Consider the following 23,180-nt stretch of genomic DNA (forward strand, 5'->3'; position numbering starts at 1 on the left):
TACGACAACAAGAGAAGCAGTCATTGAATTCAAGGGCGTGACGAAACGTTTCAAGGACCTCACCGCCGTCAACGACGTGTCGCTGGACATCCACCGCGGCGAATTCATCGCCCTGCTGGGCCCCAACGGCGCCGGCAAGACGACGCTGGTGGAAATGATCGAGGGCTTGAAAAAGCCCGACAGCGGCAGCATCCGCATCCTCGGGCGCGGCTGGGCCAAGGACGAGGCTTTCCTGCGCACGCGCCTGGCCGGCGTGCTGCAGGAGCCGCTGTTCATCAACAAGCTGCGCGTCGACGAGACGGTCAACCTGTTCGGCAGCTTCTACAAACTGCCGCGCCGCCGCAGCGAGGAGGTGCTGGAGCTGGTCGAACTGCTGGGCAAGCGCAAGGCCCTGGTCGAGGAACTGTCCGGCGGCCAGCGGCAGCGGCTGGCGCTGGCGATCTCCGTGCTGAACCAGCCCGAAGTGCTGATCCTCGACGAACCGACCACCGGCCTGGACCCGCAGGTGCGGCGCGGCACCTGGGACATCTTGCGCAGGCTGAACCAGGAAACCAAGTCGACGGTGATCCTCACCACCCACTACATGGAGGAGGCCGAATACCTGTGCGACCGCATCTGCATCATGCACCAGGGCCGCATCCTGACCCAGGGCACGCTGGCGCACCTGCTGCAGGTGCACGAGCCGGGCGAGATCGTCGAATACCGGGTCCGCGACGAGGCCGCCTGCGGCGACTTGACCAGCCACGACAACGTCATCCACTACCAGTACGACCAGGCCTCGTCGAAGGCCCGCATCCTGGTCCACAACGGCACCGACTTCCTGTTCCGCCTGTCGCGCTTCGTCCAGGACCGCAAGGTCGACATCGACCAAATTGTAGTACGCAAGAAAACACTAGACGATTTATTCCTTTCCATCGCCGGCCGAGGTTTCCATGAATAATGCACTGTTTAATTTGACGGCGACCCAGTTTCGCCAATACCTGCGCGAGCCGCAAATCCTCTTCTGGTCCTTCGGCTTCCCGCTGTTGCTGGTGTGGCTGCTGGGTGTGTCCTTCGCCGAGGCCGACGTCAACGAGCGCGTCGTCGGCGTCGTGCTGCCGGCGGCCGACGTGCGCGCCCAGACGGAGCTGAAGGCCTGGGCCGGCCGCGTCGAGGCGAAAGAGCACACCCTGCCGTCGATCGCCAACAGCGGCGAGATCAAGCGCACCCACCTGGTCAAGGTCAAGTACCGCTTCAAGTACTACAACAGCCGCGACGACGTGGTGCGCGGCCTGAAGCGCGGCGACGTGCAAGTGTTCATCGAGCCCGACGCGTCCGGCAAACACCTGTACTTCCTCGACCCGCAGAACAGCGACGCCATGCTGACCTATTTCTTCCTGCGCGACGACCCCGACGGCCTCAGCAAGGCGGTCGAGAAGAATATGTCGGTGCTGGAAAGCCCCGGCCTGCGCTACATCGACTTCCTCGTGCCGGGCCTGATCGGCATGGCCATCATGGAAACCTGCCTGATCGCCGTCGGCTGGACGCTGATCGAGAAGCGCGCCACCAAGGTGACGCGGCAGATGCGCATCACGCCGATGAACAAGCACGACTTCCTCGGCGCCCACGTGCTGGCCTGCTTCGTGTTCAGCTTCGCGGAAATCCTCGCCATCTACTTCTTCGCGCAAAGCTACTTCGACGTCCACGCCCAGGGGGGGCTGGCGCCCTTCGTGCTGCTGATCGTCGCCGGCAATCTGTGCTTCGCCGGCATCGCCATCCTGGCCGCCTCGCGCGCGCTGAAGGCGCAGACGGCCAGCGGCCTGCTGGAGGTGACGATCCTGTTCATGGTGATCTTCTCCGGCATCTTCTTCAGCTACAAGCACTTCCCGGAATGGATGGTGCAGATCATCCAGTACCTGCCGCTGACCATCCTGGCCGACGCCATGCGCATGGTCTTCGTCGAAGGCGCCGGCGTGGCCGACATCGCCCGCGCCGCCATCATCCTCAGCGTCACGGGCCTGCTGACCTTCCTGACCGGCGCTAAAGTGTTCCGCTGGTACTAAGCCCCGCACCACCGCGCCGGGAGCCGCAGGCAGGGGCTCCCGGCGCCCCTGCCACGAGCGCATGCATCAACGTCCCTCCGTCCGCCTGAGCGTGTAAAATGACGTTCCCCTGGCAATAGTGAAACAACGGAAGACAAAACTATGTGGTTCAAGAATCTGCAGATTTACCGTCTGCCCGCTCCGTGGGCATATACCCCCGAACAATTGGAAGCGGCGCTCGCGTCGAACACCTTTACGCCAGCCACCAGCATGGACCTGATGCGCCAGGGTTGGGATTCGCCGCGCAACAACGGCAGCTTGGTTCACGTCGTCAATAAACAGATGTTGATCTTGCTCGGCACGGAAAAGAAACTCTTGCCGGCGACCGTCATCAACCAGGTGGCCAAGGCGCGCGCCGCCGAGATGGAAGAAGCCCAGGGCTTTGCCCCGGGCAAGAAAGCGATGAAGGAGCTCAAGGAGCGCGTCGCCGACGAGCTGTTGCCGCGCGCGTTCAGCATCCGCAGCAACGTCTGGACCTGGATAGACCCGGTCAACGGCTGGCTCGTGGTCGATGCCGCCAGCCCGGCGAAGGCCGACGAAGTGATCAAGTTGCTGCTCAAAGCCGTCGATAAGCTGCCGCTGGAAAGCCTGCGCGTGCAGCGCTCGCCGGTTGCCGTGATGACCGAGTGGCTGCAGGCCGACGACGCCCCGAGCGGCTTCACGGTCGACATGGACACGGAATTGCGCGCCACCGGCGAAAGCAAGGCGACCGTGCGCTATGTGCGCCACACGCTGGAGGCGGACGACGTGCGCCGCCACATCGCCGCGGGCAAGCAATGTACGCGCCTGGCGATGACGTGGAACGACAAAATTTCCTTCGTGCTCACCGAATCGCTGGCGATCAAGAGCATCAAGCCGCTCGACGTGATCAAGGAAACGGAATCGAGCACCAAGAACGACGACGAGCGTTTCGACGGCGATGTGATGCTGATGACGGGCGAACTGAGCAAGTTGATGGCCGACGTCGTCGAAGCGCTGGGCGGCGAAGCGACCGCTTAAACGCGCCGCGCCGCCGCCACGCAAAAAAGCCCGCGCAGCGGGCTTTTTACATGGCCGTGCCGTTTACAGCGGCTGGAACACGCCGGCGGCGCGGTTCTTTTGCACATTGTCCCAGGCGAAAATCTGCCCGTTCATGGCCACATACACGCCGGGGGCCAGGGTTTGCGCGACGCCGCAGGCAAAGCCGAGGTTGAACAGCGCGTCCGAATTCGCGATTTCATAGGGGATCATCGCGCCGGTCAGCACCAGGGTCTTGTCGAGCTTGGCCGCGCCCAGCACGGCGGCCGTTTCCGGCATGGTGTCGGTGCCGTGGATGATGACGACGGCGCGCTCGGCGGCGGCGCCGCACGAGGCGAGGATGCGTTGGCGGTCGGCGTCGACCATGTCGAGCGAGTCCAGCAGCGGCAACTGTTCCAGCGCGACGGGCACGGTGATGCGGGCGCGGGCGACGGCGACGGGCAGGTGGCTGTCGCTGAAACCGAGCACGCCATTCAATTCATTGTAGTGTTTGTCGAAGGTGCCGCCGGTCGAGAGAATGCGCAGTGTCATGATGAGGTCACGATGTCAGTGGAGAATGAGGCGCATCATAACGCGAAGCGCCGCGCCCGTGGGGCCTGCGCGGTGTCATACAGTTCGCCGCGCCCGTCTGGAAAGTTGGCCGATCTGTGGGTACACTAGCTTCTTTGCCCGATTCACCCGCCCATGCCGCCCATATGAAAGCGCTCGCCCCCGGAACCGTCATTTTCCACCGCCACCGCGGCTACGGCGTCATCACGTCCGTGAATTTGCTGACGGGCTGGATCGCCGCCCGCTTCGGCAGCGAGGCGCGCACGCTGGACTTGAATCTGTCGACCGACGAGGTGCAGTTCGCCGACGGCGAGGCGATCCTGTTCCGCCGCGCGCCGCCCGACCGCATGCCGCACGCGCGCCTGATGGCGATGGTGCGCGCGCTGCACCAGGCCGGTTACGAGCGCCTCTACCTGTACTCCTGGCCCAAGCCGTCCGGCCTGCACTGGCGCTGGCACCTGTTCACCGGACCGCGCGACTGGATGCAGCGGCCGTGGCGCGAGGGCTGGTACGGCTCGGGCGCCGACTACAACGTCAATCCGGTGATGGGCTGGGGCGACACGCCCGGCGCGACGACGGAGGAACTGATACACGCGCTGGCCAGGTTCGACCCGCAGGGCCTGGCGCGGGCGCTCGGGCGCGACGAAGACCACACGGCCTGGTTCGCCGGCGTCTGCGACGCCTTGCTGCCGGGATATATGTACAGCCTCGACATGCAGCGTCCGGCCGGCGGCTTGCCGGCGCAGGCGCCGCCCGTGCCGGTGATCGCCGTGCGCGCGACGCTGCCGGCTTACGCGGGGCCGGCGCTGTCGTGGCCGCCCGGCTGGGCCGGCCTGTGGAGCGGCGTGCACGTGGTGCCGGCGCCCGCCATCAAGGTGACGGGCGTGGCCGAGCTGCGCTGAGGCCGCCGCTGCCTATGCGACCCGCTGCTTCGCCGCGTAGTCCGGATTGAGTATCCGGCTGCAACGGCCCAGGGCGAAGTCGGCGACGTTCTGCAGCGCGTACTGGAAATACAACTCGTAACTATCTTTCTCGACATAGCCGAGGTGGGGCGTGGCCAGCACGTTCGGCATGCGCAGCAGCGGCGAGTCCGGCGTCAGCGGCTCCGTGTCGAACACATCCAGCGCCGCGCCGCCCGGCTTGCCCTGCTGCAAAGCGGCGACCAGGGCGCCGTCCGCCACCAGCTCGGCCCGGCTGGTGTTGACGAACAGCGCCGTCGGCTTCATCTGCGCCAGATCCTCGGCCGTGACGATGCCGCGGGTGGCCTCGTTCAGACGCAAATGCAGGCTGAGCACGTCGGCCTCGGCGAAAAACGCCTGGCGCGACGGCGCCGCCGTGTCGCCGGCCGCCACCGCCGCGTCGCGGCTGGCCTGGCTGCCCCACACCAGCACCCGCATGCCGAAGGCGCGGCCGTAGCCGGCGATCAACTGGCCGATCTTGCCGTAGCCCCAGATCGCCAGCGTGCGGCCCTTGAGCACGCTGCCCAGCGTGTTGACCGGCTGGTAGGTCGACACGGTCTGCCACAGCCCGTCCTTGAGATTGCTGGCGTAGGGCACGATCTTGCGCTGGGCCGCCATGATCAGCGCCCAGGTCAGCTCGGCCGGCGCCGTCGGCGAACCTATGCCCTCGGCAATTGCAATGCCCAGCTCGCTTGCGGCCGCCACGTCGATGTGGCCGGCCACCTTGCCTGTCTGCGAGATCAGCTTCAGCTTCGGCAGCTTGGCCAGCATCGCGCGGTTCAGTCTGGTGCGCTCGCGGATCAGCACCAGCGCGTCGTAGGGCGCCAGGCGTACCGCCAACTGGCCGGCGCCGCGCACCGTGTTGCTGAACACTTTGACCTCGTGCCCGTCCAATAATTTGAAGCAGTCGAGTGCGCGGATGCAATCCTGATAATCATCGAGAATGGCAATTTTCATGGGAGTTGGCCGATCTTGGTAATAATTTGGTAGGGAAATAACGGGATTGGGCGAATGCTGAATAGCCTACTACTTTACTCAACCATTTCTCCTACATTTTTGGGTAAAACGCATATTGGCAGGTGTACAATCGCCGACAATTTTTAGAATTCCTTGTATGAGTTCACGCAACACGTTCCTTCAGCCCGATCACATCATTGGGGTGTGCGTCCACCGGACGCAAGCAATCGACACGACCGCCGTACCGCAACTCCCATTCGCCCGCGAATGGCCGCAGCGCAAGCCACAGGGCTGACGACGATCCTGCCGTGCCGGAACACGAGAAGTTTTCTTTATTGGCATTGGAGGTACTATGAATCAGCCCGTCATGGGTGGCGTTGCAGCACTCAACGTCCCAGCTTACATTAAACAACAAAAACTGATCAATTGGGTTGCGGACATTGCATCGCTGACCAAGCCGGACCGCATCTACTGGTGCGACGGCTCGCAGGCCGAATACGACCGCCTGTGCGCGGAAATGGTCGCCGGCGGCACGATGACCCGGCTGAACCCGGAGAAGCGCCCGAATTCCTACCTGGCCTGCTCGGACCCGAGCGACGTGGCGCGCGTCGAAGACCGCACCTACATCTGCTCGGCCACCAAGGAAGAGGCCGGCCCGACCAACAACTGGACCGAGCCGTCGGAGATGCGCGGCACGCTCAACGGCCTGTTCGACGGCTGCATGGCCGGCCGCACGATGTACGTGGTGCCGTTCTCGATGGGTCCGCTGGGCTCGCCGATCGCCCACATCGGCGTGGAACTGTCCGATTCGCCTTACGTGGCCGTCAACATGAAGATCATGACGCGCATGGGCCGCGCCGTCTACGACGTGCTGGGCACGGACGGCGAGTTCGTGCCTTGCGTGCACAGCGTCGGCGCGCCGCTGAAGGCCGGCCAGGCGGACGTCAAATGGCCGTGCAACCCGACCAAGTACATCGTCCACTTCCCTGAAACCCGGGAAATCTGGTCCTACGGCTCCGGTTACGGCGGCAACGCCCTGCTGGGCAAGAAATGCTTCGCCCTGCGCATCGCCTCGAACATGGGCCACCAGGAAGCCCAGGCCGGCGGCACGGGCTGGCTGGCCGAACACATGCTGATCCTCGGCGTCGAATCGCCCGCCGGCAAGAAGCACTATGTCGCGGCGGCCTTCCCCTCGGCCTGCGGCAAGACCAACTTCGCCATGCTGATCCCGCCGGCCAGCTTCAATGGCTGGAAAGTGACCACCATCGGCGACGACATCGCCTGGATCAAGCCGGGCGCCGACGGCCGCTTGTACGCGATCAATCCGGAAGCCGGCTACTTCGGCGTGGCGCCGGGCACGAATGAAAAGACCAACTTCAACTGCATGGCGTCGATGCGTGAAAACACCATCTTCACCAACGTCGCGCTGACCGACGACGGCGACGTCTGGTGGGAGGGCTTGAGCAAGGAAGCGCCGGCCCACCTGATCGACTGGCAGGGCAAGGACTGGACGCCGGCCGGCGGCACCAAGGCGGCGCATCCGAACGCGCGCTTCACCGTCGCGGCGACGCAAAATCCTGTGATCGACGCGGCCTGGGACGACCCGGCCGGCGTGCCGATCTCGGCCTTCATCTTCGGCGGCCGCCGCTCGACCACCGTGCCGCTCGTCACCGAAGCGCGCAACTGGACGGAAGGGGTCTACATGGCCGCGACGATGGGCTCGGAAACGACGGCCGCGGCCGCCGGCCAGATGGGCATCGTGCGCCGCGACCCGTTCGCGATGCTGCCCTTCATCGGCTACAACATGAGCGACTACTTCCAGCACTGGCTGAACATGGGCGAGAAAATCGCCGCGCTCAAGAGTGCCGCGCTGCCGAAGATCTACTGCGTCAACTGGTTCCGCACCGACGACAGCGGCAAATTCGTCTGGCCTGGCTTCGGCGACAATATGCGCGTGCTGAAATGGATGCTGGAGCGCATAGAAGGCAGTGCCGGCGGCGTGGAAAACGTCTTCGGCACGACGCCGCAGTTTGGCGACCTGAACTGGGACGGCCTGCCGTTCACGCAAGCGCAGTTCGACACCATCACCTCGATCGACAAGGCGGCGTGGCTGGAAGAGCTGAAATTGCACACGGAACTGTTCGAGCGCCTGGAATACCACCTGCCGCAAGCGCTGGTGGCCACCAAGGCGCAGCTGGAAAAGCGCCTGGCCAACTAAGCTGGCGTGACAAATAAAAAACGGCGCGTGTTGATACGCGCCGTTTTTTTTGACCCTTGGGGACAGACCACGATTTCCGAGAAAGTATTTCTCGGAAATCGTGGTCTGTCCCCAGCTTGTTTACTTCAGCAAAGGCCCCAGGTAGCGCCCCGTCACGCTGGCGGGATTCTTCGCCACGTCTTCCGGCGTGCCGCTGGCGATGATCTGGCCGCCTCCGGCGCCGCCTTCCGGCCCCAGGTCGACCAGCCAGTCGGCCGTCTTGATGACGTCCAGGTTGTGCTCGATGATGACGAGGGTGTTGCCCTGGTCGCGCAGGCGGTGTATCACTTTCAGCAGCAGGTCGATGTCGTGGAAATGCAGGCCCGTGGTGGGCTCGTCGAGGATGTACAGGGTGCGGCCGGTGTCGCGCTTGGACAGCTCCAGCGACAGCTTGACGCGCTGCGCCTCGCCGCCCGACAGCGTGGTCGCGCTCTGGCCCAGGCGGATGTAGCCGAGGCCGACGTCGAGCAGGGTTTGCAGCTTGCGCGCGATCAGGGGCACCGGCTTGAAGAAGAGGTGCGCCTCTTCGACCGTCATGCCGAGCACCTCGGTAATGCTCTTGCCCTTGTAGTGCACTTCCAGCGTTTCGCGGTTGTAGCGCTTGCCGTGGCAGACGTCGCAAGGCACATAGACGTCCGGCAGGAAGTGCATCTCGACCTTGATGACGCCGTCGCCCTGGCAAGCCTCGCAGCGGCCGCCCTTGACGTTGAAGGAGAAGCGGCCCGCGCTGTAGCCGCGCTCCTTGGCCGTCGGCACCGAGGCGAACAGGTCGCGGATCGGCGTGAACAGGCCGGTGTAGGTGGCCGGGTTCGAGCGCGGCGTGCGGCCGATCGGCGCCTGGTCGACGGCGATGACCTTGTCGAAATGCTCCAGGCCGCTGATCGCGTCGTGCGGCGCCGGCTCCGTCTGCGAGCCGTACAGGTGGCGCGACAGGGCCGGATACAGCGTGTCGTTGACCAGCGAGGACTTGCCCGAGCCGGACACGCCGGTGACGCAGGTCAGCAGGCCGACGGGCAGGCTCAGCGAGACGTTCTTCAGGTTGTTGCCGGTGGCGCCGGTGATCGTCAGCTGCTTGGCCGGATTCGACGGGTGGCGCTGCGCCGGCACGGCGATTTTCAGCGTGCCGTTCAAGTACTTGGCCGTCAGCGAATTCTGGTTGCCCAGGATGTCTTCCAGCGTGCCCTCGGCGATGATCTCGCCGCCGTGCACGCCCGCGCCCAGGCCCATGTCGACGACGTAGTCGGCGGTGCGGATCGCGTCCTCGTCATGCTCGACGACGAGCACGCTGTTGCCGATGTCGCGCAAATGCTTGAGCGTCTCGATCAGGCGGTCATTGTCGCGCTGGTGCAGGCCGATCGACGGCTCGTCGAGCACGTACATGACGCCCGTCAAGCCGGAGCCGATCTGCGAGGCCAGGCGGATGCGCTGCGCCTCGCCGCCGGACAGGGTGTCGGCGCTGCGGTCCAGCGACAGGTAGTCGAGGCCGACGTTGTTCAAGAACTTGAGGCGGGAAATGATTTCCTTGACGACCCGGTCGGCGATTTCCTTCTTCGCCCCCGTCAGCACCAACTCCTCGAAGAAGCTCAGGGCCTGGCGCAGCGGTTTCGCCGCCAGCTCGTAGATCGCGCGCTCCTGCTTGCCGCTGCCGACCTTGACATAGCGGGCCTCAACGCGCAGGCGGGCGCCGTGGCAGGACGGGCATTGCTTCTCGTTGATGAACTTCGCCAGCTCCTCCTTGACGGCCATCGAATCCGTCTCGCGGTAGCGCCGCGACAGATTGTTGACGACGCCCTCGAAGACATGTTCCTTGATGACCGTGCGGCCCCGTTCGTTGACGTAGGAAAAGGGAATCGCCTGCTTGCCGGAGCCGTACAGCACCACTTGCTGGGCCGCCGCCGGCAACTGCTCGAACGGCAGGTCGAGGTCGAACTCGTAGAACGAGGCCAGGCTCGCCAGCATCTGGAAATAGAACTGGTTGCGGCGGTCCCAGCCCTTGACGGCGCCGGACGCCAGCGACAGGTTGGGGAAGGCGACGATGCGTTTCGGGTCGAAGAACTCGATGTGGCCCAGGCCGTCGCATTCGGGGCAGGCGCCCATCGGATTGTTGAACGAGAACAGGCGCGGCTCCAGCTCCTGCAGCGAATAGCCGCAGACATTGCAGGCGAACTTGTTCGAGAACATGGTTTCCTTGCCGCTGTCCATTTCCAGCGCCACCGCGCGGCCGTCGGCCAGGCGCAGCGCCGTCTCGAAGCTTTCGGCCAGGCGCTGCTTGATCTCCGGATTGACCTTGACGCGGTCGATCACCACGTCGATCGTGTGCTTTTCCGTCTTCTTCAGCTTCGGCAAGTCGTCAATCTCGACGATCTTCGCGTCGTGCGTGCCGCTTTGCACGCGGAAGCGCACGAAGCCGTGCGCCTGCATCTGCTCGAACAGGTCGGCGTGCTCGCCCTTGCGGTTGGCGACGACGGGCGCCAGTATCATCAGCTTGGTGTCTTCCGGCATCGCCAGCACGGCGTCGACCATTTGCGAGACGGACTGGGCGGCCAGCGCGTTTTCCGGGTGGTCCGGGCAGTAGGGCGTGCCGACGCGCGCGTACAGCAGGCGCAGATAGTCGTGGATTTCCGTGACGGTGCCGACCGTCGAACGGGGATTGTGCGAAGTGGCTTTTTGCTCGATGGAAATGGCGGGCGACAGGCCCTCGATCAGGTCGACATCCGGTTTTTCCATCAATTGCAGGAATTGGCGCGCGTAGGCAGACAAAGACTCGACATAGCGGCGCTGGCCCTCGGCGTACAGCGTATCGAACGCCAGCGAAGACTTGCCGGAACCGGACAGGCCGGTAATCACGATCAGCTTGTTGCGGGGCAGGTCGAGATTGATGTTCTTTAAGTTGTGCGTGCGAGCACCGCGGATGCGGATCTGTTCCATTATTGTTTGCCTTGCTTTCATGAGGTAATGCGAGGCCGGCGCGCGCCAAAACCAGCGATAACGGGCCAAAACGGGTCAACCTGACACTATAGCCGGGTTTTGACCGGCCCGCCTGCCGCCGGCATGGCGCAGGCCGGATGGGCGCATCGACAATCCTTGATCAATATGGCCTGTCTGGCGCTAAATACTGTATATAATACCAGTATTCATTGCCGTTGTTTCCAGCGCGACAGAAAAATGTTTGGCGACATTGCCGGCCGCCAGAGGGCGCGTTCGCGTGGCAAAAAGATCGCCTTGCATGATTGAGTGGCTTATAATCGCCGTCTAGTAAAACTAACGCGCGGGGCTCCCGCTGCAGTTCAACAGGAGTTATTCATGGCATCAGTCAACAAAGTCATCATCGTCGGCAACTTGGGCCGCGATCCGGAAATCCGTTACATGCCAAGCGGCGACGCCATCGCCAACATTGCCGTTGCGACTTCGTACCGCTCGAAAGACCGCAACACCGGCGAGCAAAAAGAAACGACGGAGTGGCACCGCATCTCCTTCTTCGGCCGCCTGGCAGAAATCGCCGGCCAATACCTGAAAAAAGGCTCGTCGGTCTACGTCGAAGGCCGCCTGCAGACCCGCAAGTACACGGACAAGGACGGCGTCGAGAAGTATGCGACCGACATCGTCGCCGAACAAATGCAAATGCTGGGCGGACGCCAGGGCATGGGCGGCGGCGACGGGATGGATGACGGTGGCGGTTCCTACGAGAACAGCCGTCCGGCATCGTCGGGTGGCGGCGGTTCGTATGAAAACAGCCGTCCGGCGCCAGCGCCGCGCCAGCAGCAGGCTCCTGCGCCGGCACCGCGCCCGGCACCGAAGCCGGCGCCGAACTTCTCGGACATGGACGACGACATTCCGTTCTAAACCAGGTCAACTTGATTCTGGAAACTATGCCCTGCAAGTCTTTGATTTGCAGGGCATTTTTCTTATTCTCGTTTTTATATTGAGCACATCGGGCTTGCCGAACTCCCGCTGGCAACTACGATGTCGCGCTTCCCTGTTCCTTAAGCCACAGTCCGAAGCCCTTCATCACGTCGACGACCGGCAGCAATCGTTGGCCATCGGAAGTCAGCGCATATTCAACTTTGACAGGCACCGTTGGGTAAATCGTTCTCGTGACGAGCCCAGCATTCTCCAAGGCCCTGAGGTCTAATGTAAGCATGCGCTGCGAGATGTTGGGAATATCGCGCCGCAGTTCGTTAAAGCGCTTAGGCCCGTCTATAAGATACGAAACCAGCAATAGTCTCCATCGCCCACCCAGTAGGCGCATTGCCTCTTCAATCGAGCATCCAGTCACGCTCTCCTTCATCATGACACCCTTAGAGTTAAGTATAAAAAATGTACCTATATGACATTATAGTGCCTTCTTCCGTTTTTATCCTTAGTGCCCAATAATAGGATGCATGGCACCTCAATTCGAAGCTGCCCCTAACGGAGTCACTATGAAGTTTTACTATATGCCTGCGAGTTGCTCGCTTTCCCCGCACATCATCCTCAACGAACTCGGCCTCGATGTTCCGCTGATTAAAGTCGAGCATAAGACTCATACGACGGAAAACGGGGCCAATTTCTATGAGGTGAATCCCTTCGGTTATGTCCCGGCCCTGGAGTTTGACGATGGGAGGGTGTTGCGCGAAGGACCGGCCATTGTCCAGTATCTGGCCGACCTGAAGCCTGAGCTGAACCTGGCCCCGCCGAACGGCACCTTCGAGCGTTACCAGTTGCAGGAATGGTTGAGCTTTTTGACGTCGGAGGTACATAAGGGCTATATCCCCCTTCTGTATGCTGTGCTTGCTGGCAAGTACGTAGACACGGCCAAGCCTAAACTGGAGAAGCGCTACGAATGGATTAATGAGCAACTTGCCAATCGCCAGTACCTCCTTGGCGATACGTTCAGCGTCGCTGATGCCTATTTGTTCGCCTTGACCGGCTGGGGACAAGCACCGTGGTTGAAATCCTATTACAAGGCCGATATCCACTTCGATAACCTCGACAATCTGCGCGCCTGGTATGAACGTGTGCGTGAACGGCCTTCCGTTCAGAAAGCGCTGCGTGAAGAAGGATTGTGCCGCGCCGTGTCCTAGCGCGATTGTCCTGGCAGGCAGAACCTTGTGGCATGATAGTATACCCCCCTATAGTAATTTGAGATTCAGGGGAGCATCATGGGGCACACATCACGAGAGAAGACCAAACTGCTGAACCGGGTGCGCCGCTTGCGCGGCCAGGTGGAGGCGATTGAGCGGGCGCTGGAGGGCGAAAGCGGCTGCGCCGAAGTCTTGCAATTGATCGCCGCCACGCGCGGCGCGATCAATGGGCTGATGGGCGAGGTCATCGAGGACCATATCCGCGAGCATGTCGCCAGTCCCGCCATCGTCAGCGACGCCGAGCGCGCCCAGGGGGCCGACGAGTTGATCGACGTTATCCGCACTTATCTGAAGTAGGGGCGTAGGATGGCATTGAAATCGCCCTGTATCGAGCTATGCTCCTTCGACGGCCCGACGGGTTTGTGCGTCGGCTGTTTCCGCACGCTCGAGGAAGCCCGAGGCTGGAAGAAGATGACCGATTTTAAGCGGCATCAAATTATCAACGACAGCGCCCGGCGCAAGAAGAAGGTCGGGCGCGCCTTGCCCGTTCGGGAGGAAATGCATGACGACTAGCCAGCCGCAGCGCGACAATCTGTCCGCCTGGCGTCACGAGCATGTGTTCGACGCCGGCAACCATGCCGCCGAGCGCGGCGCCCGCACCGTCATGTGGATTACGCTGGTGATGATGGCCGCCGAAATCGGCGCCGGTTATTGCTTCAATTCGATGGCGCTGCTGGCCGATGGCTGGCACATGAGTTCGCATGCGCTGGCGATCGGCCTGAGCGCCTTCGCCTATGCGGCCGCGCGCAAGTACGCGCGCGACCCGCGCTTCGCTTTCGGCACGTGGAAGATCGAGGTGTTGGCCGGCTTCGCCAGTGCGCTGTTCTTGATGGGGATCGCCGCGCTGATGGTGTTCGGTTCCGTCGAGCGCCTGCTGGCGCCCCAGCCCATCCATTACCGTGAGGCGATGCTGGTCGCGGCGCTGGGCCTGTTCGTGAATATCGTCTGCGCCTTCATTTTGGGCGGCGCGCACCATCACCACCACCATGACGATGACGACGGCCACCATCACGGCCACGGCGAGCATCACGACCTGAACCTGAAGTCGGCCTATGTCCACGTCATCGCCGACGCCGCCACGTCGGTACTGGCCATCGGCGCGCTGGCGGGGGGCTGGATTTATGGATGGGTCTGGCTTGATCCGGCGATAGGCATCGTCGGCGCCGCGCTGGTGGCCGTCTGGGCCAAGGGGCTGATCGTGCAAACGGGAAAGGTGCTGCTGGACCGGGAAATGGACCATCCGGTGGTCGACGAGATCCGCGAGGTGGTCGAGTCCGGCTCAACCGTGGTCGTCGACCTGCATGTGTGGCGGGTCGGCAAGCAGGCGTATGCATGCGCGCTCAGCGTCGTCACCAGCGACCGCTCGCTGACGGCCGCCGCCATCCGCGGCCAGATCGCCGAGCATGGGGAGGTGGTGCACACGACCATCGAGATTCACTACCGCGAGCCGCTCGCCCCTCAGCCGGCCGCGTGACAGGCGCAGTCGTGGCTGTCGCTGCCTTCCGACAGGCTTTGCATGATTGCGCATTGCTGGATCGATTGCGGCGCCGCGCACTGGTGGCGCAGGGCTTGCAATTGCCCTTGTAGCGTGCGCAGTGCCTCCATCTGCCCCTGTATCCGCTCGATGTGGTGGTCGAGCAAGTCGTTGACCCCTTCGCAGCCCGCCGCCGGATTGCTCTTCAAGGCCAGCAACAGGCGGATCTCGGCCAGGCCGATCTGCAGCGAGCGGCAGTGGCGGATGAATTGCAGGCGTTCCTGGTGCTCGTCCTGGTATTCCCGGTAGCCGGCCGCGTTCCTGGCCGGCTCGTCGAGCAGGCCGGATTTCTCGTAATACCTGACAGTTTCGACGTCGCAGCCCGTGCGTTTCGCCAGTTCGCCTATTTTCATTGCGTTTTCCATATTCCGCTTGACCCTGTAGCGACTACAGGGTTTCTAATACAGAATACACCAATTGAGCGAGGATGTGCGATGTCGAATACCGTTGAAACGAAGGCGAAATGTTGCTCTGGCTCGGCTTGTGCCAGCATGGCGCGGCCGGCGGCGCCAGCCCTGCTCGCCGTTGCCGCCGGGACCAGCTCGGCAAAGTACCGCATCCAGAACATGGATTGCCCGACGGAAGAGCGTCTGATCCGTAACAAGTTGGAAGGCATGCACGGCGTCGTCGCCCTGGACTTCAATTTGATGAGCCGGGTGCTGGACGTCCATCACCGGCTCGATAGCCTGGACGCGGTGGTGCACGCGCTGAAGTCGATCGGCATGGACGCCGTGGCGGTGGATGCGGATGCGGATGCCGCCGGCGCGGACGCCGTTTCGCTGTCGGTCCGGCAAAAGCTTTTGCTGGGCCTGTCCGGCGCCTGCGCCGTCGCGGCGGAGGTGGGCGCGTGGATCTCGCACACGGATGCGTCGCCGGCCATCATCGCGCTGGCGCTCGTCTCGATCGCCGCCGGCGGCTTGCCGACGCTGAAGAAGGGCTGGATCGCCCTGAAGAGCTTTACGCTGAACATTAATTTCCTGATGTGCCTGGCTGTGTTCGGCGCCGTCGCCATCGGCCAGTGGCCGGAGGCGGCCATGGTGATTTTCCTGTTCGCCGTTGCCGAGCTGATCGAAAGCCTGTCGCTGGACCGCGCGCGCAACGCCGTGCGGGGGCTGATGCAATTGGCGCCGGACAGCGCGAGTGTCCGCTCGGCCGGCGGCGAGTGGCAAACGCTGCCCGTGCTGGCGGTGAAGGTCGGCGACCTGCTGCGCGTCAAGCCGGGCGAGCGCGTGGCGTTGGACGGCGTCGTCGCGCGCGGCGAGTCCTCGGTCAACCAGGCGCCCATCACCGGTGAAAGCATGCCGGTGCCCAAGCGTGCCGGCGACGTCGTCTATGCGGGAACGATCAACGAGAACGGCGTGCTGGAGGTGACGGTGTCGGCCGACAGCGCCGGCAGCACGCTGGCGAAAATCATCCGCGTCATCGAGGAAACCCAGGGCAAGCAGGCGCCCACCCAGCGCTTTGTCGACAACTTCGCCCGCTATTACACGCCTGCCGTGGTGCTCATGGCGCTGCTCGTCGCGGTCGTGCCGCCGCTGTGGATGGGCGCGCCGTTTGCCGCCTGGCTGTATAAGGCGCTGGTGATGCTGGTTATCGCCTGCCCGTGCGCGCTGGTCATTTCCACGCCCGTCACCCTCGTCAGCGGGCTGACGGCCGCCGCGCGCCGGGGCATCCTGATCAAGGGCGGGCAATTCCTGGAGGCGGGCAGCCAATTGAAGGCGCTGGCGATCGACAAGACCGGCACGCTGACGGTGGGGCGGCCGGAAGTCACCGACGTGGAGGCGCTGGGCGACATGGAGCGCGACGCCATCCTGTTGCTGGCCGCCAGTCTGGATGCCAATTCCGAGCATCCGCTGGCCACGGCCATCGTCAAGGCCGGCCCGGCCGCGGCCGCGCACAAGGCGGTGGCGAAGTTCGAGGCGCTGCCCGGCCGCGGCGTGAAGGGCGAGATCGATGGCCAGACATACTACCTGGGCAACCAGCGCCTCATCGAGGAAATGCGGCTGATGTCGCCGGCGCTGGAGGCGCTGTTGCGGCGCATGCAGGGCGAGGCCAAGACGGCGATGGTGCTGGCGTCCGGCGACGCGGCGCTGGCCGTCATCGCCGTGGCCGATGTGCTGCGGGCCGACGCGGCGCGGGCGATCGCCCGCTTGAACGGGCTCGGCATCGCCACCGTCATGCTGACCGGCGACAATGCGCTGACCGCGCAGCGCATCGGCGCCGATGTCGGCATCTCGGCGGTGAAGGCGGACCTCTTGCCTGAGCATAAACTGGATGAAATCCGCCAGTTGCAGGCGCGCTACGGCGTGGTCGGCATGCTGGGCGACGGCGTCAACGACGCGCCGGCGCTGGCGCAGGCCGACGTCGGCTTCGCGATGGGCGCCGCCGGCAGCGACACGGCGATTGAAACGGCCGATGTCGCCCTGATGGACGACGATCTCGGAAAATTGGCGGGGTTTATCGCCTTGAGCCGGAAAACGCGGCGCATCCTGACGCAAAACATCGGCGCCGCGCTGGGCATCAAGGCGATCTTCTTCATGCTTGCGCTGAACGGCGCCGCCACCCTGTGGATGGCGGTTTTCGCCGATGTCGGCGCGAGCCTGCTGGTCGTGTTTAACGGCTTGCGGCTGTTGTCGCGGGATGCCGCGAAACCACCCTCAGCCTAACCCGGATGCCGCTGCGCCGCCGCTTATTCCGTGACGGTGATGCGCCGCCCGGTGACGGAGCGCTGCTGCGGATTGCCGCGCACCGTGATGGCGCCGGAGCCGACGTTTTGCGCCACCAGTTTTTGCGTGACCGCCGTGGCGATGCTGCCCGAGCCATAAGTGGCCAGGTCGGCCACCTCGCTGCGCAGGCCGTCGAACTGGGCGCTGCCGGAGCCGTGCAGCTGCACGTTGAGGTTGCGCACGGCGCCGCCGGCGCTGATCGAGCCCGAGCCGTGTAATTCCGCGTTCAATTTCTCGCCGCGTATCTGTCCCAGCATCAGGCGGCCGGAGCCGCGCAGGCTGGCGTTCACGGAGTTGCTTGTCAGCGCCGCCGCGTTGACGCTGCCCGAGCCGTTCAGGCGCACGTCGAATTGCTTGAGCCGGCCAGCCAGTTGGATGGGCGCCGAGCCGGCGCTCGTGACGGTCAGCGCGTCGCCGTCGAGTTCATTGACGATGACGCGGCCCGATCCGTTGACGGTCAGCTCGCTCAGCCGCGTCACGGTGTAGGTGGCGCGGACGCCGTTGCGGCTGCGGATGCCGCCTTCGACCCACAGCTTGAGCGTGTCGCCGCTCGTTTCGCTGCGGATTTTTTCGAGCAGGTTGCTGTCCGCCTCGATGTCCAGCGACGGCGCGCCGCCGACCCGCACCTCGACGCGGATCGGGCCGCTCACTTCCAGTCCGCCCAGGTTGCCCACGGGCCGCAGCTCGTGCTTGATCTGTTCATTGCCCTGCACGCCGCCGCTGTCGAACGTCGAGTAAGCCTGCGTGTCGCCGTTGGGGACGACGACGACGCAGCCGCTCAGGACCAGCAGGCCGGCAATGCTCAGAAGAGTGCGCATGGAAGTTCCTTTATAGATTTTATGGACAAAAAAACCGGGCCAGTGACCCGGTCAATGTTGTAAATAAGATAAACTCAACGGCCGCCGCCCACCATCCGAATGCGATGAGCTGCAAGAATCGGGTGACGGACGGTAAAAGGGCGGGGGCTTAGCGTTGGGCCACCAGTTTGCCCTGGACCACTTTGACGTACTGGCCGGCGTGGCGGCGGCTGGCGCCGGCCTCGACGAAGCTGCGCACGGAGCCGTTGTTCATCCTCACCTTAACCTGCGTTTTCGTCGTCGAACGTGCCTGTTTTTCGATGGCATTGCCGGCAAAGCCGCCACCCACCGCGCCGGCCACCGTGGCCAGCTTGCGGCCGTTGCCGCCGCCGATCTGGTTGCCCAGCAGGCCGCCGACGACGGCGCCGCCGACCGCGCCCACGCCGCTGCCGTGCGCGGCCGCCTGTTGGTAGGTGCGCGTCGAGATCACGGTGCCGCAGCTCTGGCAGGCGGCGGCGTGTGCGCCGCGCTGCGAAGGCGCAGCCTGGGCCGCCAGCGGCGCGGCGGCCAGCAGCGAGGCGAAGGCGGCGCACAGGGCGGCGCGCGCCAGGCCAGGGAAACGGGTGGTGGATGCTTGCTTCATGGGTGTCCTTTAGATTGCAATGTTGCCACGGTGGCATAGGTGCCTAGCATACTATCTGCGCGCGGCCCTGGGTAGGGCGGGCATCGTTTCAGACGCAAGCAGATGTAAGCGGCGCAGGTGTGAAAAACGCGCCGTTCCTGCCGGCCGCAACCCATGTCAATTAGCCAATCCCGCGCTGCGCTGTTACACTTCCGCCCCAATCGTTGATGTACGGAAATTAATCCACAATAGAGGTAGTTTAAATAGATGAAATTAGCCGCATGTTTTTTTTCGCTGTGTTTGTTCGCGGCCGGCGCCGCGCTGGCGGATGGGCCAGCGTCCCCCCCGGCGGCCAAAGATTGCCGCCTTGTCATTTCCCCGCCCGAGGCGGACGAAACCGTCAGTTGGGACGGCCCCTGCGAAGACGGTTACGCTCACGGAAACGGGGTGGTGCAGTGGTTGGCGGGGGATAAGCTCAAGGCTCAGTACAAAGGGCCGATGGAGCGCGGCCGCATGCACGGGGCCGGCGCCTACCAATATGCGAACGAGAAGCAGTATTGGGGGGAGTTCAAGAATGGCCAGCGCGACGGCCAGGGCATCGAAGTGGACAAGTATGGCAACCGCTACGAAGGCGCATGGAAGGAAAATCGCTATGACGGCGTCGGTGGCAGGGTCTTTAGCACCGGCGGGCGCTACGACGGTGAATGGAAGCAGGGGAAATTCCATGGCCATGGCGTGATTGTCTACGCGGGCAATGTCAGCCGTTACGAGGGGGAGTTCAAAGACGGTTTGCGACTTGACGAAAGTCCCGGCGCGCCCCTGCCCAAGGAACACTTCAGCATAAGGCGGTCCGGGGCAATGCTAAATTCTAACAATACTCTGGCGACAAGCACGATGGCTCCGTTCGACAAAGCCTACGCCGATCTGACGCCGGAGCAACAGCGTCGCTACAAGAGTTACTATCCTTTGCTGGCGGACGGCGATGAGCCACCGTATCCGCTGAAGGGGATAGGCACGCTGACCAGGGCGATGCACGAACTGCAGCGCAAGCTGAAGATGGAAGGTTCGGTGACCTTGTATGCCACCGTCGACAGCGAGGGCAAGGCTACCAGCGTTTCCATGATGGGCGACCTGGGGCCGGAGGCGAAAAAAATCGCCGCGATGCTGATGATGGTGGAAAAGTACAAGCCGGCCCGGTGCAGTGGCCAGGCATGCGAGATGGTCTTCCAGATGGCGTTCAATTTTAGCTATAAATGAAGGACGCGGGGCTTTAGCGGAACTCTTCGGCCACCAGATTGTATTTCTGCATCTTGTGGTACAGGGTCTGCTTCGGCAGGCCCAGCACGGCGCTGGCCTCGGCAACATTGCCGGCGTAGTTGCGCAGTTCCTGCTCGATGAGCGCGCGTTCGAAGCCGTTGACCTGTTCGGCCAGCGACACGGGCGCCGCCTCGCGCGGCCCCAGCAGGCCGGACGCGCCGCCGGCGATGCCGAGCACGAAGCGGTCGGCGATGTTGCGCAGCTCGCGCACATTGCCCGGCCAGGCGTGCGCCATCAGGCTGCGCATCTGCGCGCCCGAGACGACGGGCGCGGCGCGGTTGTAGCGCGCCGCCGCCGCCAGCGCGAAGTGCTCGAACAGCATCGGGATGTCTTCGCGCCGTTCGCGCAGCGGCGGCAGGTGCAGCACGATCAGGTTCAGGCGGTAGTACAGGTCGCTGCGGAATTTCTGCTGCTGCGACAGTTCCTCCAGGTCTAGTTTGGCGGCGGCGACGACGCGCACGTCCAGCGGCACGGCCGTGTTCGAGCCGAGCCGCTCGATGTAGCGCTCCTGCAGCACGCGCAGCAGCTTCACCTGCAGCACCAGCGGCAGGCTTTCGATTTCGTCGAGGAAGAAGGTGCCGTGGTCGGCGTGTTCGATCTTGCCGGTCTGGCGCTTGGCCGCGCCGGTGAACGCGCCCTGTTCGTGGCCGAACACCTCGCTTTCAAATATGCTCTCGGGGATGGCGCCGCAGTTGACGGCGACGAAGTTGTGCTTGCGCCTGTGGCTGTACTCGTGCAGGCAGCGCGCCACCATTTCCTTGCCGGTGCCGGTGTCGCCGTAGATCAGCACGTCGGCCGGCTCGTCGGCAACGTCGAGGATCAGGCGGCGGATGTCGCGCATCGCCGGCGCATTGCCCAGCAGGCGGGATTCGATGCCGTCGCCGTCTTCGAGGCGGCGGCGCAGGCTGTGCACTTCCAGCGTCAGGCGGCGGGTTTCCAGCGCGCGCAGGATGACGTCGACCAGTTGTTCGGAGGAATAGGGCTTTTCGATGAAGTCGTAGGCGCCGTTGCGCATCGCCTGCACGGCCATCGTGATGTCGCCGTGGCCGGTGACGAGGATCACCGGCAGATTGGCGTCGAGGGCCTTGACGGCCTGCAGCAGTTCCAGCCCGCTCATGCCGGGCAGGCGCACGTCGGTGACGATGATGCCGGGGAAGTCGGGCGCCAGCAGCTTGTAGGCCAGCTCGGCCGAGTGGAAGGCTTGCACTTCCAGGCCGGCCAGTTGCAGCGCCTGCTCGCTGCCGGCGCGCACGGTCGGGTCATCCTCGATCAACAACACTTTCAAGCCGTCAAACATGTTTTTCCTCCTGCTGAGCAATTTGCAGCTCGATGGTGAAGCGCGCGCCGCCGCCGGGCGGATTGTCGGCGCGCAAAATGCCGCCGAACTGGCGCGTGATCTGTTCCGAAATGGCCAGGCCCAGGCCCAGCCCGACGCCTTGCGGCTTGGTCGTGAAGAAGGGCTCGAACAGGCGTTCGCGCACCTCGTCCGACAGGCCGGGGCCGCTGTCGCTGACGCAGATGAGCACCTTGTCGTCCTGGCGCGTCACGTCCACCGTCAGCGCGCGCCGGCTGGCGCCGGCCATCGAGTCGAGGGCGTTGGCGAACAGGTTCACCAGCACCTGTTCCAGGCGGTTACTTTCGCACAGGGCGAAGACGTCGTCGCCGCACACGTGCATGGCGAAATGCACGTTCTCGACCTGCAGGCGGCGTTCGACGAGGAACAGGGCGTTGCTGATGGCCGTGGGGATCGAGACGGACGTCAGGCTGGTCGTCGACTTGCGCGCGAACACCTTCAACTGCCCCGTGATGGCGCCCATGCGCGCGGCGATTTGCGAGATCGTCGCCAGGTTGTTTTTGGCGTCGTCGAGGCGGCCCCGTTCGAGCAGGATGACGGCGTTGTCCGACATCGTGCGCAGGGCCGTCAGCGGCTGGTTCAGCTCGTGCGTGATGCTGGCCGACATCTGCCCGAGCACGGCCATTTTACCTGCCTGGAACAGCTCGTTTTGCGTCAGGTGCAATTTGTGCTCGGCCTGGCTGCGCACGGCGATTTCCTGGCTCAGGCTTTGCGTCATCGCGTTCAGCTCGGAGGTGCGTTCGGCCACCATCGTTTCCAGGTTGTCATAGGCGTACTGCAACTGCTCCTTGGCGCGCAATTTGTGCGCCAGGGCTTGGCGGCGCTGGCGCACGTAGAAGAACAGCAGCAGGAAAAAGCCCAGCACGACGCAGGAAAACACGGCGGCGGCCTGGGCGCTGGAGCGGGCTTGCAGCAGGTCCGACAGGTAGATGAATTGCCAGTTGCGCGGCGATTTCAGTTGCAACTGGGTCATCACGCTGGAACTGGTCTTGGCGGCCGCCCCCGGCAGCGCCTGGTCGCGCACGGTGATGACGCGCGCGCCGTTGCCCAGGCGCCGGTCGGACAGGAAGGGGATGGGTTCCAGTTTGTGCGAATAGTACTGGCGGGTCTGGGTCAGCAGCGCGCCGACCTCGGGCGCCAGCGGCGCCAGCGTCCGGTATTTCCACGCCGGCACCGAGGTCAGGAAGATGACGCCGTGCTCGTCGGCCAGCATCACCTTGTCGGCGCCCTGGACCCAGCGCTTCTCCAGGCTTTCGATGTTGACCTTGACGGTCGCCAGGCCCAGCATCTTGCCATCCTGGTAGATGCCGTGGGCGAAAAAGTAGCCGGGTTCCAGGTTCGTCGTGCCGACGCCGTAGAAGCGCCCCGGCGTGCCGCGCAGCGCGTCTTGCGCGTAGGGGCGGAAGGAGACGTTGTCGCCGATGAAGCTGTCCTTGCCGCGCCAGTTGCTGGCCGCGTGGGTGATGCCGTTCAGGTCGCTGATATAGATCGCCGTCGATTTCGCCTGGGCATTCATCTGCTCCAGGTACTGGTTGACGGCGGCCACCAGGGCCGGGTCGTCCGGCGTTTGCAGCAGGCGGATCACGTCCTTGTTCAGCTCCAGCGTCTTCGGCAGGAAGTCGTATTTCTCCAGCGCGTTTTCCAGGCTGCTGACATACACTTCGAGGCGCTGGGCGCCGCCGGCCTGCAGCTTGTCGATGGCCAGGCGCTCGGTCCAGAAATACACCAGGTAGACCACCAGCAGGAAGCCGGCCAGCACGGCGCCCCAGGCCATCGACTGCCGGCCCGACCATGGCGCGGCCCCTTGCCGCGCGCGCGGCGCGATCTTGCTCCCAGTATTCATCGTCATCGTGTGTTCAGGCAGGTTCCAGGGCATTAGTATCGCAT

General features: G+C 63.9%; 21 protein-coding genes. 12 read left to right on the forward strand and 9 right to left on the reverse strand.

All coding sequences use genetic code 11. The features are described 5' to 3' along the window. Positions 1-37 precede the first annotated feature (37 nt). The 3 genes from OIK44_RS10795 to OIK44_RS10805 all read left to right on the forward strand — a co-directional run bounded on the left by OIK44_RS10795 (position 38) and on the right by OIK44_RS10805 (position 3,080). Entirely contained in the window at positions 38-940 is a 903-nt protein-coding gene (locus OIK44_RS10795) for an ABC transporter ATP-binding protein (protein ID WP_273670750.1), read from the forward strand. After that, complete coding sequence (locus OIK44_RS10800; protein WP_273670751.1) at positions 933-2,042, forward strand: ABC transporter permease; 1,110 nt, start codon at positions 933-935, stop codon at positions 2,040-2,042. Before OIK44_RS10795 ends, OIK44_RS10800 begins: the two co-directional genes overlap by 8 nt. Before the next feature lie 141 nt (positions 2,043-2,183). After that, positions 2,184-3,080: a recombination-associated protein RdgC gene (locus OIK44_RS10805; RefSeq protein WP_273670752.1), complete on the forward strand. Its 897-nt coding sequence runs from the start codon at positions 2,184-2,186 to the stop codon at positions 3,078-3,080. A gap of 63 nt (positions 3,081-3,143) precedes the next feature. On the opposite strand, the gene OIK44_RS10810 is transcribed toward OIK44_RS10805, so the two are convergent. After that, positions 3,144-3,629, reverse strand: a complete 486-nt coding sequence (locus OIK44_RS10810) for an asparaginase domain-containing protein (protein ID WP_273670753.1) — start codon at positions 3,627-3,629, stop codon at positions 3,144-3,146. A 164-nt stretch (positions 3,630-3,793) separates the two neighbouring features. On the opposite strand from OIK44_RS10810, the gene OIK44_RS10815 reads away from it, so the two are divergent. Next, positions 3,794-4,549, forward strand: coding sequence for an L-asparaginase (locus OIK44_RS10815; protein WP_273670754.1), 756 nt, complete (start codon positions 3,794-3,796; stop codon positions 4,547-4,549). 12 nt (positions 4,550-4,561) lie between these two features. Here the strand turns inward: OIK44_RS10815 and OIK44_RS10820 are convergent, their stop codons facing one another. Then, the gene (locus OIK44_RS10820) at positions 4,562-5,563 is read right to left on the reverse strand and encodes a D-2-hydroxyacid dehydrogenase family protein (protein WP_273670755.1); all 1,002 of its coding nucleotides are present in this window, start codon (positions 5,561-5,563) and stop codon (positions 4,562-4,564) included. 352 nt (positions 5,564-5,915) lie between these two features. Between OIK44_RS10820 and OIK44_RS10825 the strand changes: the two genes are divergently transcribed. Continuing rightward, positions 5,916-7,781 (forward strand): phosphoenolpyruvate carboxykinase (GTP), encoded by a 1,866-nt coding sequence (locus OIK44_RS10825; RefSeq protein ID WP_273670756.1) that lies wholly within the window; start codon positions 5,916-5,918, stop codon positions 7,779-7,781. Positions 7,782-7,901: 120 nt separating this feature from the next. On the opposite strand, the gene uvrA is transcribed toward OIK44_RS10825, so the two are convergent. Further along, a complete protein-coding gene (uvrA, locus tag OIK44_RS10830; protein ID WP_273670757.1) occupies positions 7,902-10,748 on the reverse strand; it encodes an excinuclease ABC subunit UvrA in 2,847 nt (948 codons plus the stop codon). Between the two features lie 375 nt (positions 10,749-11,123). Between uvrA and ssb the strand changes: the two genes are divergently transcribed. Continuing rightward, positions 11,124-11,663, forward strand: a complete 540-nt coding sequence (ssb, locus tag OIK44_RS10835) for a single-stranded DNA-binding protein (protein WP_273670758.1) — start codon at positions 11,124-11,126, stop codon at positions 11,661-11,663. Between the two features lie 115 nt (positions 11,664-11,778). On the opposite strand, the gene OIK44_RS10840 is transcribed toward ssb, so the two are convergent. Next, positions 11,779-12,108 carry a winged helix-turn-helix transcriptional regulator gene (locus OIK44_RS10840; RefSeq protein WP_273670840.1) on the reverse strand — a complete coding sequence of 110 codons (330 nt, stop codon included), beginning with the start codon at positions 12,106-12,108 and terminating at the stop codon, positions 11,779-11,781. Positions 12,109-12,241: 133 nt separating this feature from the next. On the opposite strand from OIK44_RS10840, the gene gstA reads away from it, so the two are divergent. The 4 genes from gstA (at position 12,242) to dmeF (ending at position 14,417) form a co-directional block, all read left to right on the forward strand. Further along, complete coding sequence (gene gstA / locus OIK44_RS10845) at positions 12,242-12,883, forward strand: glutathione transferase GstA (protein ID WP_273670759.1); 642 nt, start codon at positions 12,242-12,244, stop codon at positions 12,881-12,883. A gap of 78 nt (positions 12,884-12,961) precedes the next feature. Then, positions 12,962-13,240 (forward strand): metal/formaldehyde-sensitive transcriptional repressor, encoded by a 279-nt coding sequence (locus OIK44_RS10850; RefSeq protein ID WP_273670760.1) that lies wholly within the window; start codon positions 12,962-12,964, stop codon positions 13,238-13,240. 9 nt (positions 13,241-13,249) lie between these two features. Then, complete coding sequence (locus tag OIK44_RS10855; RefSeq protein ID WP_273670761.1) at positions 13,250-13,456, forward strand: DUF1289 domain-containing protein; 207 nt, start codon at positions 13,250-13,252, stop codon at positions 13,454-13,456. After that, the gene (dmeF, locus tag OIK44_RS10860) at positions 13,446-14,417 is read left to right on the forward strand and encodes a CDF family Co(II)/Ni(II) efflux transporter DmeF (RefSeq protein ID WP_273670762.1); all 972 of its coding nucleotides are present in this window, start codon (positions 13,446-13,448) and stop codon (positions 14,415-14,417) included. The genes OIK44_RS10855 and dmeF overlap by 11 nt, the downstream gene beginning before the upstream one ends. Here the strand turns inward: dmeF and cadR are convergent. Next, complete coding sequence (cadR, locus tag OIK44_RS10865) at positions 14,402-14,830, reverse strand: Cd(II)/Pb(II)-responsive transcriptional regulator (protein WP_273670763.1); 429 nt, start codon at positions 14,828-14,830, stop codon at positions 14,402-14,404. The two genes, dmeF and cadR, sit on opposite strands and share 16 nt — an antisense overlap. A gap of 81 nt (positions 14,831-14,911) precedes the next feature. Here cadR and OIK44_RS10870 point away from each other — a divergent pair, with 81 nt between their 5' ends. After that, positions 14,912-17,143 (forward strand): heavy metal translocating P-type ATPase, encoded by a 2,232-nt coding sequence (locus OIK44_RS10870; protein WP_273670764.1) that lies wholly within the window; start codon positions 14,912-14,914, stop codon positions 17,141-17,143. Between the two features lie 23 nt (positions 17,144-17,166). On the opposite strand, the gene OIK44_RS10875 is transcribed toward OIK44_RS10870, so the two are convergent. Both OIK44_RS10875 and OIK44_RS10880 read right to left on the reverse strand, forming a co-directional pair. Next, positions 17,167-18,021, reverse strand: a complete 855-nt coding sequence (locus OIK44_RS10875; protein WP_273670765.1) for a GIN domain-containing protein — start codon at positions 18,019-18,021, stop codon at positions 17,167-17,169. A 148-nt stretch (positions 18,022-18,169) separates the two neighbouring features. Next, a complete protein-coding gene (locus OIK44_RS10880) occupies positions 18,170-18,643 on the reverse strand; it encodes a glycine zipper 2TM domain-containing protein (RefSeq protein ID WP_273670766.1) in 474 nt (157 codons plus the stop codon). A gap of 246 nt (positions 18,644-18,889) precedes the next feature. On the opposite strand from OIK44_RS10880, the gene OIK44_RS10885 reads away from it, so the two are divergent. Further along, the gene (locus OIK44_RS10885; RefSeq protein WP_273670767.1) at positions 18,890-19,879 is read left to right on the forward strand and encodes an MORN repeat-containing protein; all 990 of its coding nucleotides are present in this window, start codon (positions 18,890-18,892) and stop codon (positions 19,877-19,879) included. A 13-nt stretch (positions 19,880-19,892) separates the two neighbouring features. On the opposite strand, the gene OIK44_RS10890 is transcribed toward OIK44_RS10885, so the two are convergent. After that, on the reverse strand, positions 19,893-21,236 hold the full coding sequence (locus OIK44_RS10890; RefSeq protein ID WP_273670768.1) for a sigma-54-dependent transcriptional regulator: 1,344 nt from the start codon (positions 21,234-21,236) through the stop codon (positions 19,893-19,895). After that, a complete protein-coding gene (locus tag OIK44_RS10895) occupies positions 21,229-23,142 on the reverse strand; it encodes a sensor histidine kinase (protein WP_273670769.1) in 1,914 nt (637 codons plus the stop codon). Before OIK44_RS10895 ends, OIK44_RS10890 begins: the two co-directional genes overlap by 8 nt. Between the last annotated feature and the right edge of the window lie 38 nt (positions 23,143-23,180).

The sequence above is a fragment of the Janthinobacterium fluminis genome, from assembly GCF_028595325.1.
In the GTDB taxonomy this organism is placed as follows: domain Bacteria; phylum Pseudomonadota; class Gammaproteobacteria; order Burkholderiales; family Burkholderiaceae_D; genus Janthinobacterium; species Janthinobacterium fluminis.

Bases quoted from the DNA above. Each gene is read 5' to 3' on its own strand.
- OIK44_RS10870 (WP_273670764.1), top strand. From the start codon at position 14,912: ATGTCGAATACCGTTGAAACGAAGGCGAAATGTTGCTCTGGCTCGGCT.
- OIK44_RS10820 (WP_273670755.1), bottom strand. From the start codon at position 5,563: ATGAAAATTGCCATTCTCGATGATTATCAGGATTGCATCCGCGCACTC.
- OIK44_RS10875 (WP_273670765.1), bottom strand. From the start codon at position 18,021: ATGCGCACTCTTCTGAGCATTGCCGGCCTGCTGGTCCTGAGCGGCTGC.
- ssb (WP_273670758.1), top strand. From the start codon at position 11,124: ATGGCATCAGTCAACAAAGTCATCATCGTCGGCAACTTGGGCCGCGAT.
- OIK44_RS10880 (WP_273670766.1), bottom strand. From the start codon at position 18,643: ATGAAGCAAGCATCCACCACCCGTTTCCCTGGCCTGGCGCGCGCCGCC.
- gstA (WP_273670759.1), top strand. From the start codon at position 12,242: ATGAAGTTTTACTATATGCCTGCGAGTTGCTCGCTTTCCCCGCACATC.
- OIK44_RS10825 (WP_273670756.1), top strand. From the start codon at position 5,916: ATGAATCAGCCCGTCATGGGTGGCGTTGCAGCACTCAACGTCCCAGCT.
- OIK44_RS10810 (WP_273670753.1), bottom strand. From the start codon at position 3,629: ATGACACTGCGCATTCTCTCGACCGGCGGCACCTTCGACAAACACTAC.
- dmeF (WP_273670762.1), top strand. From the start codon at position 13,446: ATGACGACTAGCCAGCCGCAGCGCGACAATCTGTCCGCCTGGCGTCAC.
- cadR (WP_273670763.1), bottom strand. From the start codon at position 14,830: ATGAAAATAGGCGAACTGGCGAAACGCACGGGCTGCGACGTCGAAACT.
- OIK44_RS10895 (WP_273670769.1), bottom strand. From the start codon at position 23,142: ATGACGATGAATACTGGGAGCAAGATCGCGCCGCGCGCGCGGCAAGGG.
- OIK44_RS10885 (WP_273670767.1), top strand. From the start codon at position 18,890: ATGAAATTAGCCGCATGTTTTTTTTCGCTGTGTTTGTTCGCGGCCGGC.
- OIK44_RS10805 (WP_273670752.1), top strand. From the start codon at position 2,184: ATGTGGTTCAAGAATCTGCAGATTTACCGTCTGCCCGCTCCGTGGGCA.
- OIK44_RS10850 (WP_273670760.1), top strand. From the start codon at position 12,962: ATGGGGCACACATCACGAGAGAAGACCAAACTGCTGAACCGGGTGCGC.
- uvrA (WP_273670757.1), bottom strand. From the start codon at position 10,748: ATGGAACAGATCCGCATCCGCGGTGCTCGCACGCACAACTTAAAGAAC.
- OIK44_RS10855 (WP_273670761.1), top strand. From the start codon at position 13,250: ATGGCATTGAAATCGCCCTGTATCGAGCTATGCTCCTTCGACGGCCCG.
- OIK44_RS10800 (WP_273670751.1), top strand. From the start codon at position 933: ATGAATAATGCACTGTTTAATTTGACGGCGACCCAGTTTCGCCAATAC.
- OIK44_RS10890 (WP_273670768.1), bottom strand. From the start codon at position 21,236: ATGTTTGACGGCTTGAAAGTGTTGTTGATCGAGGATGACCCGACCGTG.
- OIK44_RS10815 (WP_273670754.1), top strand. From the start codon at position 3,794: ATGAAAGCGCTCGCCCCCGGAACCGTCATTTTCCACCGCCACCGCGGC.
- OIK44_RS10840 (WP_273670840.1), bottom strand. From the start codon at position 12,108: ATGAAGGAGAGCGTGACTGGATGCTCGATTGAAGAGGCAATGCGCCTA.